13 protein-coding genes are annotated in these 13,199 nt (G+C 63.2%); 8 read left to right on the top strand and 5 right to left on the bottom strand.

Annotated features, from left to right (window positions below; all coding sequences use genetic code 11):
* Positions 1 to 46: 46 nt before the first annotated feature.
* On the bottom strand, positions 47 to 409 hold the full coding sequence (locus tag YH63_RS07770) for a hypothetical protein (protein WP_046828097.1): 363 nt from the start codon (positions 407 to 409) through the stop codon (positions 47 to 49).
* 279 nt (positions 410 to 688) lie between these two features.
* Here YH63_RS07770 and rpmI point away from each other — a divergent pair, with 279 nt between their 5' ends.
* The 4 genes from rpmI (at position 689) to pheT (ending at position 4,984) form a co-directional block, all read left to right on the top strand.
* Positions 689 to 889: a 50S ribosomal protein L35 gene (gene rpmI, locus YH63_RS07765; protein WP_011661951.1), complete on the top strand. Its 201-nt coding sequence runs from the start codon at positions 689 to 691 to the stop codon at positions 887 to 889.
* A gap of 91 nt (positions 890 to 980) precedes the next feature.
* A complete protein-coding gene (rplT, locus tag YH63_RS07760; RefSeq protein ID WP_024576740.1) occupies positions 981 to 1,340 on the top strand; it encodes a 50S ribosomal protein L20 in 360 nt (119 codons plus the stop codon).
* Between the two features lie 120 nt (positions 1,341 to 1,460).
* Positions 1,461 to 2,567, top strand: a complete 1,107-nt coding sequence (pheS, locus tag YH63_RS07755) for a phenylalanine--tRNA ligase subunit alpha (RefSeq protein WP_046828098.1) — start codon at positions 1,461 to 1,463, stop codon at positions 2,565 to 2,567.
* Entirely contained in the window at positions 2,564 to 4,984 is a 2,421-nt protein-coding gene (gene pheT, locus YH63_RS07750; RefSeq protein WP_046828099.1) for a phenylalanine--tRNA ligase subunit beta, read from the top strand. The genes pheS and pheT overlap by 4 nt, the downstream gene beginning before the upstream one ends.
* Before the next feature lie 161 nt (positions 4,985 to 5,145).
* On the opposite strand, the gene YH63_RS07745 is transcribed toward pheT, so the two are convergent.
* On the bottom strand, positions 5,146 to 6,054 hold the full coding sequence (locus YH63_RS07745) for an FkbM family methyltransferase (protein WP_170978671.1): 909 nt from the start codon (positions 6,052 to 6,054) through the stop codon (positions 5,146 to 5,148).
* Positions 6,055 to 6,136: 82 nt separating this feature from the next.
* Positions 6,137 to 7,579, bottom strand: a complete 1,443-nt coding sequence (locus tag YH63_RS07740) for a flavin monoamine oxidase family protein (protein WP_046828100.1) — start codon at positions 7,577 to 7,579, stop codon at positions 6,137 to 6,139.
* 193 nt (positions 7,580 to 7,772) lie between these two features.
* Between YH63_RS07740 and YH63_RS07735 the strand changes: the two genes are divergently transcribed.
* Positions 7,773 to 8,657, top strand: coding sequence for a YiiX/YebB-like N1pC/P60 family cysteine hydrolase (locus YH63_RS07735; RefSeq protein WP_046828101.1), 885 nt, complete (start codon positions 7,773 to 7,775; stop codon positions 8,655 to 8,657).
* Between the two features lie 199 nt (positions 8,658 to 8,856).
* A complete protein-coding gene (locus YH63_RS07730; protein WP_046828102.1) occupies positions 8,857 to 9,609 on the top strand; it encodes a sulfate transporter family protein in 753 nt (250 codons plus the stop codon).
* 121 nt (positions 9,610 to 9,730) lie between these two features.
* On the opposite strand, the gene nth is transcribed toward YH63_RS07730, so the two are convergent.
* Complete coding sequence (gene nth / locus YH63_RS07725) at positions 9,731 to 10,477, bottom strand: endonuclease III (protein ID WP_046828103.1); 747 nt, start codon at positions 10,475 to 10,477, stop codon at positions 9,731 to 9,733.
* Between the two features lie 81 nt (positions 10,478 to 10,558).
* On the opposite strand from nth, the gene YH63_RS07720 reads away from it, so the two are divergent.
* Positions 10,559 to 11,083, top strand: coding sequence for a DUF2244 domain-containing protein (locus YH63_RS07720; protein WP_046828104.1), 525 nt, complete (start codon positions 10,559 to 10,561; stop codon positions 11,081 to 11,083).
* A gap of 237 nt (positions 11,084 to 11,320) precedes the next feature.
* On the top strand, positions 11,321 to 12,241 hold the full coding sequence (locus tag YH63_RS07715) for a methylated-DNA--[protein]-cysteine S-methyltransferase (protein WP_046828105.1): 921 nt from the start codon (positions 11,321 to 11,323) through the stop codon (positions 12,239 to 12,241).
* 243 nt (positions 12,242 to 12,484) lie between these two features.
* Here YH63_RS07715 and YH63_RS07710 read toward each other — a convergent pair whose 3' ends face one another.
* Positions 12,485 to 13,105, bottom strand: coding sequence for a 2,3-bisphosphoglycerate-dependent phosphoglycerate mutase (locus YH63_RS07710; protein WP_046828106.1), 621 nt, complete (start codon positions 13,103 to 13,105; stop codon positions 12,485 to 12,487).
* Positions 13,106 to 13,199 lie beyond the last annotated feature (94 nt).

The following is a 13,199-nucleotide window of genomic DNA, read 5'->3' as shown; positions in this document are numbered from 1 at the left end:
ATTGCAGCCGCATATTTCGAAAATCTTGAGTTATTCCAATAATATATTACCGGTGTGCTTCCCAGCGCCCGCTGCACCGGGCACCGTTCAGGATGCCACTCCATCGCCCGGAGCCGGACGCCCCCGACAGCCGTCCGCTGGCCCGGCCGGAGGAGCCGCCGCTGGAAATCGCCACGCTGACGCCGCCTCCGCCGCTGATCCGCCCATTAAAGATGGCTCCGCCGGTCGAGACGACCCGCCCGCCGCTGACCCGCAGCGGAAAGCTGTAGGCTGCATCGCAATTGCCCGACTGGGTGACGATCACCACCGTCCAGGGGCCGTCGAAGGAGGCGGCCCGGGCAGGCTCAATCGCCGCAAATCCGGGAATGAGCGACGTCAGGGCAAGGACAGCAAAACCTCTGGCCTTCATGGCGGGGGTGCCTCCAAAGTTTGGAGCCGGAACAGGCGGAAATGCTGGCACGAAACGCCAATGCCGACAGCGCAAACCGGTGTTAATCGTTGCCAATCTGTGGATCGTCTGCCATAAGCGCAACCTTCGTCGCCCGGCTGATCAAGGGCTGCCGTGGCGACGCCAGTGCTGATTTTCTCCATACGGGATTAAATCGAGCATTATCAACGCTCTAACGAGCATTTCAGCCGCAACAGCGCCTCTCGGGGCGCGTTTGTTTTGCGACAACAGGAGAGCCAAATGCCCAAGCTGAAGACCAAGTCGGGCGCCAAAAAGCGCTTCAAAGTGACCGGCACCGGAAAGGTGATGTCCGCCCATGCAGGCAAGCGCCACGGCATGATCAAGCGGACAAAGAAGCAGATTCGTCAGCTGCGCGGCACGCGAGTGCTGTTCAAGACGGACGGCGACAACATCAAGCAGTACTTCCTGCCCAACGCCTGATCCTCTGGCCGCGTTCGCGCGGCCCAGCTCACATCTGGCTGCGTTCGCGCGGCCGTCTGTCTCTCACTTTTTCAGTTGAAGGAGTTCCGTCATGTCTCGCGTTAAACGCGGTGTGACCTCTCACGCCAAGCACAAGAAAGTCTACAAGGCCGCCAAGGGTTTTTCCGGCCGCCGCAAGAACACCATCCGCGCCGCCAAGGCAGCCGTGGACAAGGCAGGCCAGTACGCCTTCCGCGCCCGCAAGCTGAAGAAGCGCACCTTCCGCGCGCTCTGGATCCAGCGTCTCAACGCCGCTGTGCGTCCGTTCGGCATGACCTACAGCGTGTTTATCAACGGCCTCGCCAAGTCGGGCGTCGTTGTGGACCGCAAGGTGCTGTCGGATCTCGCGATCCACGAACCGGCGGCGTTCCAGGCGATTGCTGAAAAGGCCAAAGCCGCACTCGCGGCTTAAGCTTGCCCTTCTTGGACGAGGCCGATGCGACCGGGGCGTAAGCGCCCCGCTCCGTTCGGCTGGGCTGATTGATCCCCGCCGGACGGTTTAGATGAAACCGTTCCGATGGGGCTTTTTCCAATGTCCGACCTCGCCAAACTCGAAACCGAAATTCTGGACGCGATAGCCGCCGCTTCCGATGAAGCTGCGCTGGAAACCGTGCGCGTCGGCGCGCTCGGCAAGAAAGGCTCGGTTTCCGCGCTGCTCGCGACGCTCGGCAAGATGTCGCCGGACGAGCGCAAGACCGAAGGCGCGAAGATCAATCTCGCCAAGGACAAGGTCACCGAAGCGCTCACCGCGCGCCGCGACATTCTGAAGAACGCCGCCCTCGATGCGCGGCTCGCCTCCGAGACCATCGACGTCACGCTGCCCACGCGCGAGACGCCCACCGAGCAGGGCCGCATTCACCCGCTCACCCAGGTGATGGACGAACTCACCGCGATCTTCGCCGACATGGGCTTCTCCATCGCGGAAGGTCCGGACATCGAGACCGACGACTACAATTTCACCAAGCTGAATTTCCCCGAAGGCCATCCGGCGCGGGAAATGCACGACACGTTCTTCTTCAACGCTAAGGAAGACCCCGGGTCGGAGCCCGGGGCAGGCGGTTCGCGACTTTTGCTGCGCACCCACACCTCGCCGGTGCAGGTCCGCACCATGCTGTCGCAGAAGCCGCCGATCCGCGTGATCTGCCCGGGCCGCACCTACCGCATCGACAGCGACGCGACCCACACGCCGCAATTCCACCAGGTCGAAGGCCTCGTGATCGACAAGGGCTCGCATCTCGGCCACCTGAAATGGATTCTCGCGGAATTCTGCAAGGCGTTCTTCGAAGTCGACAACGTCAACATGAAATTCCGTCCGTCGTTCTTCCCGTTCACCGAGCCGTCGCTGGAGGTCGATATCCAGTGCCGCCGCGACAAGGGCGAGATTCGCTTTGGCGAAGGCGAGGACTGGCTGGAGATTCTCGGCTGCGGCATGGTGCATCCGAACGTGCTGCGCGCCTGCGGCATTGATCCCGACGTTTATCAAGGCTTCGCCTGGGGCATGGGCATCGACCGCATCGCGATGCTGAAATACGGCATCAACGACCTGCGGCAGATGTTCGAAAGCGATACGCGCTGGATCAATCATTACGGCTTCAAGCCGCTCGATGTCCCGACTCTGGCGGGAGGGTTGTCGTCGTGAAATTCACCTTCTCCTGGCTGAAAGAGCATCTCGACACCGACGAGCCGCTCGAAAAGATCGCCGACAAGCTCACCATGATCGGCCTTGAGGTCGAACATCTCGACGACAAGGCGAAGGCGCTGGCACCGTTCACCATCGCGCGCGTGATCTCCGCCGAACAGCATCCCAATGCCGACCGGCTGCGGGTGTGCATGGTGGACACCGGAGACGGCTCTGCACCCGTGCAGGTGGTCTGCGGCGCGCCCAATGCGCGCGCGGGACTGGTGAGCGTGTTCTCGCCGCCCGGCACCTACATTCCGGGCAAGGACATTACGCTCGGCATCGGCACCATTCGCGGCGTCGAAAGCCGTGGCATGCTGTGTTCGGCCGCCGAACTGCAACTGTCGGAAGATCACGACGGCATCATGGAATTGCCGGCGGATGCGCCGCTCGGCGCGCCTTATGCGCAGTGGGCGAACCTCGGCGACGCGGTGATCGAAATCAATCTGACGCCCAATCGTCAGGACTGCACCGGCGTGCACGGCATCGCGCGCGATCTCGCCGCCGCCGACATGGGCAAGTTCAAGGACCCGGCCCCGAAGCAGGTCAAGGGCGAATTCCCTTGCCCTGTGCAGGTCAAGATCGAAGACGAGAAGCTGTGTCCGGGCTTCGCGCTGCGCCTGGTGCGCGGCGTCAAGAACGGCCCTTCGCCGGAATGGCTGCAGCAGCGCCTGACCTCGATCGGTCTGCGTCCGATCAATGCGCTGGTCGACATCACCAACTTCATGACCTTCGACCGCGCGCGGCCGTTGCATGTGTTCGACGCCAAAAAGGTGACGGGCAACCTCACCGTGCGCCGCGCCCGCAACGAAACAGTGGTCGCACTCGACGGCAAGACCTACGCACTGGACGACACGATCTGCGTGATCGCCGACGAACGCGGCGTGGAATCCATCGCCGGCATCATGGGCGGCGAAGCCTCGGGCTGCGACGAGAACACCACCGACGTGCTGATCGAATCGGCGCTGTGGAACGAGATCAACATCGCGCAGACCGGCCGCAAGCTCGGCATCAACTCCGATGCGCGCTATCGCTTCGAGCGCGGCGTCGATCCGGCCTTCATGGTGCCGGGCCTCGAGATGGCGACCAAGCTGGTGATGGATCTGTGCGGCGGCTCGCCGTCGGAGATCGTCGTTGCCGGCCGGGCGCATGGCGACGACCGCATCATCGAGTTTCCGATTACGGAAGTGAAGCGGCTGGCCGGCATCGATGTGCCGCTGCCCGAAATCAAGCGGATCCTCGCGCATCTCGGCTTCATGGTCGCCGGCGCAGGCCCGGTGGTGAAGGTCGCGGTGCCGTCATGGCGCAGCGACGTGCACGGCAAGGCCGACATCGTCGAAGAGATCGTGCGCATCGTTGGCGTCGACAGCGTGCCGCTGACGCCGTTCGAACGCGGCGACGCGCCGCGCAAGCCGGTGCTGACCCAGCTTCAGCTCCGCACCCGCCGCGCCAAGCGTGCGCTGGCGGCGCGCGGCATGACCGAAGGCGTCACGTGGTCGTTCGTCTCCAAAACGCAGGCTGACCTGTTCGGCGGCGGCCAACCTGAACTGACGCTGGCCAATCCGATCGCATCGGATCTCTCCGATATGCGGCCTTCACTGATCGCTGGACTTGTCGCAGCAGCGCAGGCCAATGCGGATCGCGGCTTCGCCGATGTGGCGCTGTTCGAGGTCGGACAGATCTTCAAGGGCGACCGTCCGGAAGACCAGTTCATGGCGGCGAGCGGTGTGCGCCGCGCGCTGGCCTCCGCAAAGGGCACCGGCCGTTACTGGTCCGGCTCGGCGACTGTCGATGCGCTCGACGCCAAGGCTGATGCACTCGCTGTGCTGGCCGCGGCCGGCGCGCCGATGCAGGGGCTTCAGGTCGTCTCCAGCAGTGAGTCGAAGAACTTCCCGGCATGGCTGCATCCCGGCCGCTCCGGCGCGATCCAGATCGGGCCGCAGAACGTGCTGGGTTATTTCGGCGAATTGCATCCGCGCGCGCTGGAAGCGCTAAAAGCCGACGGTCCGCTGGTGGCGTTCGAAGTCATTCTCGAGCGGATTCCCGACGCCAAGGCCAAGCCGACCCGCGCCAAGTCGCTGCTGGAGCTGTCGCCGTTCCAGCCGGTGTCACGCGACTTCGCCTTCATCGTCGACCGCAGCGTCAAGGCCGGCGACATCGTCCGCACCGCACAGGCTGCCGACAAGAAGCTGATCAGCGGCGTCACCGTATTCGACGTCTATGAAGGCAAGGGCATCGACGACGGGAAGAAGTCCATCGCCATCGCGGTCACGCTGCAGCCGCGCGAAAAGACCCTGACCGATCAGGAGATCGACGCGGTCGCCTCAAAAATCGTCGCCGACGTCACCAAGAAGACCGGCGGCGTACTGCGGGGTTAACTGGCACTGTCTGTTTCGTCATTGCGAGCCAACGGGTCGGCGCAAAGCGCCGCCCGATGACAGGCGCAATCCAGAAAGCCAGAGACTGGATTGCTTCGTCGCTTACGCTCCTCGCAATGACGGTTGAAATTGCTAACGGAACAGCTGGTCGCAACAGACGATCAGGATGCGTTTCGGCCCCCAAGCAAGGCTTGGGCGTGAAGCGAGAGACGCCGGCCGACATAGGTTGCGATCTGCCGCCAGCCGATATGATGTTCCGCTGGAGCAATCTCGTCCGCCGGCGGAACAATGACGAGACCTTCGAGAATTTCGGCGACCCGCTCGTTGTTTGTCATGACGAGGTCATCGATGCAGCCGCGAGCGACCATGCGGTCGTGCACAAAGCGCGCGGCCTGACCGGCCTCGATCCTTCGCGCCCGGTCGGGCGAGAAGGGATCAATCGCGAACACGAAGCGGAATTTCCGGACCAGTGACTCGGCGAAGTCGATCGGATCGATTTTCGAGTACGCCATGAGACACCACAGGTTGAACTCCATGTGGATGATCGGAGCAAACCTTTCGATTGTCTGAGCCGCGCCCTCCAGAACACTGCTCTCGAACCCTTCGACATCGATTTTGATGAGATCGACGCGCTTGAGCGCTCTCGACGCCACGAAGTCATCGATCGAAACCGCCGGGACATCGCAACCACGGCCATCGGTTGTGATGTGACCGTAGGCGGCGTCTTCGAAAAATCTGACCGTGCCCGGCTTCGCCGCGACCGCGAGATTCAGCGGGCTTACATTTTTAAGTCCGTTCAGCGCGACATTGGCCTTGAGCGCGGCGAACACGCTCGGCCCGGGCTCAAACGCATAGACCTGTCCGTTCGGGACATGCTTGCTGAACACGGCGGGCGTGGTGCCGATATTGGCTCCAACGTCAAGCACAACGCCCGCCGGGTCCGTCAGCAGCGCCGCGCAGATCCGGTCAAGATCATCATGGATGTCGTCGACGAGCGCGTCGAAATACCTGTCACTGTCGCCGGACCCGACCATGTCGAGCCAAGCGCGGCCGATGCGAAGACGTTTCATGCGGTGAATGTGGCACGGCTGCAAAACCGTTTCCAGACGGCAGCCCGTCATACACTGATCGTCGCTGTCGCGCGGGCAAGTTTCAGTTGCGCGGCCAGTTCAGGCCGCGCCCGCCGGGAGACGCCGGGTTCGCCGTCGTGCGCGACTGCGCGCGCTTTGGCTTCTTGCCGGATTTCTCAGCCACCGGCGCATCCTTCAACGCGCCGATCTTGCGCAACGCCCCGTCGGCCGCGCGCTCGCCGGATTCCCATGCACCGCCGACGGTGCCCCACTGGGTGTCATGCGCAGCGTCGCCTGCAAAAAACAGGCTGCCCAGCGGCTCCATCAGAACCTTGCGCGCCGGCTGGCCACCGGGCGCCGCCGCCGACATCGCGCCGAACACATAAGGCATGTCGTTCCAGCGCGTCGCAGTGGTGCGCTTCGCAATATTCCTGACGTCCGCGCCGAACAGTTTGGTCAACCAGTCGGTGGCGAATGCCACCATCGCGGCTTCGCCGCGTGCAGACAATTCCGCGCCGAATGAACCGGCGACATCGACCTGACACAGCGACGAGCCGCCCAGATTGGCGAGCAGGAAGCCGGTGCTGCGGTCGGCGCTTTGTTCGATCACGATATCGTCGCGCGACAGGCCGAGCGGATTGCCCGGCAGCTCCAGCGCGATGTGATCGTAGCTGCCGAGCATGAGCTTCGACGCCGCATCCTGCTGACGCTTCGGCAGGTCCGGCGCAAACTTGATCTTGCCGGACAACAACGCGTTGGTGGACGCCGTCATGATGACGGCCTTGGCGGCGATGGTGCCGCCCGATGTTTCGACCTGCGCGTCCCGTCCGCTCCAGACGATGCGCGTCACTGGCGTCGACAGCACAACGGGGAGTCCTTCGCCGAGCTTCGCGATCAGCGCGCCAAGTCCCTGACGGCAGGCCGACGGCCCGTCGCGCTGCGCCATCGTCACGAGATCGAGCGCGGAGAGATCCTTCAGATCCTTTCCGGTGGCCGCAGCGCCGAGAAGGAAATCCGTCGTGCCCGCCCACACACCCAGATCCTTCGGCAACCCGGCTGCGGCCGGCATATCGGCCTTGCCGCGCACGGCATCGCCCATCGCGCGGTTGGCGCGCACCAGCGTGGCGAGAAAATCTTCAGCTTCGCCGGCGCGCGCGTTGCGGCGGCCGATCCGGATGCGCTGACCACGCGGCGCAGGAAGCAGGTCCATGCCGACGCCGCGCGCCAGCTTCGCGATCGGACTGGTCTCGGTGTTGTAAAGCCAGCGCGCACCGCGGTCGAACGGCACATCGAACGCGGTCGCGTCGGTGACGCAACGCCCGCCAATCGCGGAAGCCGCCTCGATCACCACCACCTTGCGGCCGGCGGCGGCAACGCGGCGCGCAGCGGCAATGCCGGCGGCGCCTGCGCCGATCACCACCACCTCGGCATCGCGCGGCACGGGAGCCGCCCATGCGCGCGACACGATCGGCGACAGCGACAGCGCTGCCGAGCCGGCCAACACATCGCGCCGGGTAATTGTCATGTCATGGTTTCCGAAATTCGACCAAAAATGGGAACTTCATGCGAACTTGCCGCATCAGAAGCCTTGCGGCAACGGTCATGGTGAATGTTTGATTATTCCGCCGCTCTGTGCATGAACTAAATTGAAATCGCTTCCGACAACAATAAGGGAAGACAAAAGCGGCCAGAACGTGCCGCGACCTGGGGAGAGGACCATGGGCTTCGTGCTCGATACCGTCGGCAAGATCATCGCCGGATACCTTCAGAAGGAGGTTCCGGGCTATGAACCCTTTACGCCGAGCGATCCGGAGCGGCTGCGCGGACTGGTCGAGCCCGGCGACGTGCTGCTGGTCGAAGGCAACAACCGCGTCTCCGGCATCATCAAGTATCTCACGCAGTCGACGTGGTCTCATGCCGCGCTTTATGTCGGTCCGATCGACGGCGCGACCGAGCCCGATGGCGAGCCGCATGTGCTGATCGAGGCCAATATCGGCGAAGGCGTCACCTCCGCGCCGCTCTCGAAATATTATCCCTATCACACTCGTTTGTGCCGCCCGGTCGGATTGTCCTACGAGGACCGCACCACGGTGTGCCGTTATGCGATCAACCGCATCGGCTTCGGCTACGACACCAAGAATATTCTCGACCTGATGCGCTACCTCATCCCGCTGCCGGTCCCGCAGCGCTGGCGGCGGCGCATGATCTCGCTGGGGTCGGGCGATCCGACCAAGATCATCTGCTCGGCGCTGATCGCGCAGGCCTTCGGCGCGGTGCGCTATCCAATCCTGCCCAAGATCACGCAGGCCGCGAGCCGCCAGGCGCGACGTGAAATCCTGCACATCCGCGATTCCTCGCTCTACATGCCGCGCGACTTCGACATCTCGCCCTACTTCGAGATCGTCAAGCCGACCATCGTCCGCGGCTTCGACTACACGGCGCTGCACTGGGCCGACACGACAAAGCCGTCCCCGGAGGTGACGGACGAAGCTGATCCCTTTCCAGAGGGAATCTTCGAAACGCCAGAAGCGCCGCTCGCGCCTGTTGCGCCGTTTGAGGAGGCTTCGCAGGGGCGCCGGAAGGCGCGTGACCTCGCGGCCTGATCGAGAGTCCGATCTCGAACGAAGCGGGTAAAGCCGCCCGTCGTCATTGCGAGGAGCACTTGCGACGAAGCAATCCAGTTCTTGCTGCCCAAGAGTGGATTGCTTCGCTTCGCTCGCAATGACGCGGTCGCCACTTGCCGAACACCTTCTTCATATCTAACTCTCGCTAGGTTTTTTGGAGTTTTTTGGAGGAAGGCCCATGCTTGACGCCGCACTCAAGGCGTTGTCCCAGATCCTGTCGCCGCCGATGCGCTCCATCCTGTGGAAGTCGGTCGGCTTGGCATTGGTGATGATCGTCGCGGCTGCAGTGGCGCTGCAGCGGCTGCTGAGCTGGCTCGCCGGATCGGGAGAGGTCTGGGCGGAAACCATGGTCGGCTCCGACTATCACATGCTGATCAACATCCTCGCGTGGATCGTCTCGATCGCCGCCGGGCTCGGCATTGTCGTCGGCGCGGTGTTCCTGATGCCTGCGATCACCTCGCTGGTCGCCAGCGTGTTCGTCGACGACGTCGCCGACATCGTCGAGCGCCAGCATTATCCGGCCGAGCGGCCGGGCACGGCGCTGCCGGTCGGACGCGCCATCACTGAAGGCTCAAAGACCGCGCTGCTGACGATTCTGGTTTATCTGATCGCGCTGCCGTTCGTCCTGATCGCGGGCGCGGGCTTCATCGTGTTCTTCATTGCCACTGCATGGCTGCTTGGCCGCGAGTATTTCGAACTCGCCGCGATGCGCTTCCGCACGCCGGAGGAAGCCAAGATCATGCGTAAACAAAACAGCGCCACCGTGTTTGCGGCGGGACTGTTCATCGCCGCGTTCGTATCGATCCCGATCGTCAATCTGGCAACACCGCTGTTCGGCATGGCCTTCATGGTCCACATGCACAAGCGGCTGTCGGGCCCGCGGCCCGAACTGATCGAGCCGGTGCGACGAACGAGCGTGCCGACGGCTTAAATATCCCCCAGTTTTCTCGGGGTTCATCGTCATTGCGAGCGAAGCGAAGCAATCCAGAGCTACCCGGGAAGGGCTGGATTGCTTCGTCGCTGCGCTCCTCGCAATGACGGATAGATGAGGTCTACACCGTCTTCTCCGGCCACCGGCACAGATCGTTGATCAGGCACACCTCGCAGCGCGGCTTGCGCGCGATGCACGTATAGCGCCCGTGCAAGATCAGCCAGTGATGCGCGTGACGCCCGAACTCCGGCGGCACGATCTTGAGCAAGCCCAGCTCGACCGCGAGCGGCGTCTTGCCGGGCGCGAGCCCCGTGCGATTGCCGACGCGAAACAGATGGGTGTCCACCGCAATCGTCGACTCGCCGAATGCGATGTTGAGCACCACGTTGGCGGTCTTGCGGCCGACGCCCGGCAACGCTTCCAGCGCCTCGCGGCTGCGCGGCACGTCGCTCCCGTGCAACGCGATCAGCTGCTCCGACAGCGCGATGACATTCCTGGCCTTGGTGCGATAAAGACCGATGGTCTTGATATAATCGCGCACCCGCTCCTCGCCGAGCGCTACCATTTTCTCGGGCGTATCGGCGACCGGAAACAGATGACGCGTCGCCTTGTTGACGCCGACGTCGGTCGCCTGCGCCGACAGCGCGACCGCCACAAGAAGCGTGTAGGGATTGAGATGCTCCAGCTCGCCCTTCGGCTCGGGATTGGCCGCACGAAAGCGGCTGAAGACCTCGACCACTTCGGCATGGGTCCAGGGCTTGTAGTTTATTGATTTCGGCTTCGCTGGTTTGGGAGTCCGCTTCACCGGCACAGCCGCACGCGCCTTCGGCTGGGATTTCGAACGGGACGTGATCGCCTTTTTCGCCATGATCCCGGTATAGGCATGATCCTGAAACGAGGAAACCGGTTTTCGGAAGCGATCATGCCCGAAATGCGCTAGAGTAATCTCATGGATGAGCGCAACGAGTTCGATCCTCAACCCATCGCGGACACGCCGCTGTTCTGCGCGCGGCTGACGCCGCATCGCTCGCTCAGCCGGAGCGGGTTTATCGCGCTGATGGCATTTGTCACCATGGTCAGTTTCGCGGCGGGCGTCATGTTCCTGATGATGGGCGCGTGGCCGGTGTTCGCTTTTTTCGCGCTCAACGCCCTGATCGTCTACTGGGCGTTCAAGGTGAACTTCCGCCGCGCCGCCGCCACCGAGGACATTCTCGTCACGCCGTATGAAGTTCGCGTCCGCCGCGTCAGCCATCGCGGCCATGTCGTCGAATGGACGCTCAATCCGCTGTGGGTCCGGCTCGAGCAGAAGGCCCACGCCGAGTTCGGCATCGAGAAGCTCTATCTGGTCTCCCGAGGCCGCCGCCTCTCCATCGGCAGCTTTCTCGGGCCGGAGGAAAAAGCCAGCTTTTCCATAGCGTTACGGGAGGCGCTCCAGGCCGCCAAACGCGGACCGACCTACAATCCGGTGACCTGATCCGGAAACGGGTGGTTGCGCCAGCACTAGCTGGCCTACATCTCGTGTGGTGGTTCGCAAGTCCGCAATATTTTCCCAGCACGTCCATTTGCGGACTTGCGAATCAAAACCACACGAGAACCATAATTTCTAGTGTCCTTTTGAATCCGAAGTTCGCTATGGAGCGTGCTGCAGAATGAGGCGAACTTCGGATTCAGGACACTAGACCATGATGGACACCGCATAACGGACGCCGCCATGATGACTACCGCCAAAATGCCTGCGATGAAATCCATGCTCCCCGATCTGCGGCTCGCAAAACCGTCCAAGCAGGGCGCGGCGTTGCGCGACTACGATTCGGTGCGCCGCGCCATCGGATTCATTTCCGAGCAGTGGCGCACGCAGCCGACCATCGAGGCGATGGCGGACGCCGCGCATCTGACGCCCGACGAGTTGCATCATCTGTTCCGACGCTGGGCCGGGCTGACGCCGAAGGACTTCATGCAGGCGCTGACCCTCGACCATGCCAAACGCCTGCTGCGCGATTCCGCCAGCGTGCTCGATGCGGCGTATGACTCCGGCCTCTCCGGCCCGGGACGGCTGCATGATCTGTTCGTGACCCACGAGGCGATGTCGCCGGGCGAATGGAAAAAGGGCGGCGAGGGCATGACGCTGCGTTACGGCTTCCACCCCTCGCCATTCGGGATGGCGATCGTCATCGCCAGCGAGCGCGGCCTTGCCGGTCTGGCGTTCGCCGATGAGGGCGAGGAAATGCCGGCGCTGGCCGACATGCAGCGACGCTGGCCGCTTGCGACCTATATCGAATCATTTGCCGAGACCGCGCCGTTCGCGAAACGGATTTTCGATTCCTCGCAGTGGCGTGCGGACCAGCCGCTGCGCGTGGTGCTGATCGGCACCGACTTCGAGGTGCGGGTCTGGGAAACGCTGCTCAAGATTCCGATGGGCCGCGCCACAACGTACGGGGATGTCGCGTGCAAGATTTCCTCGCCGAAGGCATCACGCGCCGTCGGCGCCGCCGTCGGCCGGAATCCGGTCTCGTTCGTGGTGCCGTGCCATCGCGTCATCGGCAAAAGCGGCGCGCTCACCGGCTATCACTGGGGCATCACGCGCAAGCGCGCGATGCTCGGCTGGGAAAGCGGACAGGCGGCGGGGCAATGATATGCTTCGTCGTCCCCGCGAAGGCGGGGACCCATAACCACCAAAATTTACCTTGGATCGCGATGCTTGAAGTCGTCGCTTTCGACCATCGCGATTTAACGATGGCCTAGGGAGTATGGGTCCCCGCCTTCGCGGGGACGACATCGAATATGGGGTGAACAATTCACCCGCGATCTTCACCCACCCCGTCGCTCACTTTGTTCGCGCCGACCCTCCCCCCTCAAGGGGAGGGTGAAGAAAGAATCACGCCAGATCGACGACCGACGCCACCGTGGCATCCGCGTTGAGCCGGTAGACCACCGGCGCGCCGGTGCCGAGCTCGCGCTTCAGGATCTGATCCGGCGTCAGCTTCTCCAGCACCATGATCAGCGCACGGAGCGAATTGCCGTGCGCCGCCACCAGCGTGCGCTGGCCGCGCAGCACCGACGGCAGGATTTCCTGCACATAGTAGGGAAGCGTGCGCGCCAGCGTGTCCTTGAGGCTTTCGCCACCCGGAGGCGGCACATCGTAAGACCTCCGCCAGATCAGCACCTGCTCCTCGCCCCACTTGGCGCGGGCGTCATCCTTGTTGAGGCCAGACAGATCGCCGTAATCGCGCTCGTTCAGCGCAAGATGACGCGTGATCGGAATTCCGGTCTGACCCATTTCCTCAAGCGCGAGATCAAGCGTGTGCTGCGCGCGCGTCAGCACCGAGGTGAAGGCGACGTCGAACGTCAGCCCCTGTTCCTTCAGCTTGCGGCCAGCGGCGACGGCTTCCTTGACGCCGAGTTCGGTCAGGCCGGGGTCCTTCCAGCCGGTGAAAAGATTCTTCAGATTCCATTCGCTCTGGCCGTGACGCACGAGGACGAGAAGACGGTCGCTCATTCTTTGATTCCGGTTGTTGAAGTAGTGACGCCGTAACAGTCAGTCGTCATTGCGAGGAGCAAAGCGACGAAGCAATCCAGTCTTGGCCTTGTCG

Origin of the sequence: Afipia massiliensis, assembly GCF_001006325.2 — a bacterium.
In the GTDB taxonomy this organism is placed as follows: Bacteria; Pseudomonadota; Alphaproteobacteria; order Rhizobiales; family Xanthobacteraceae; genus Afipia; species Afipia massiliensis_A.
Note: the sequence above shows the minus strand (reverse complement) of the source record. Positions and strands in the feature narration are given on the sequence as shown.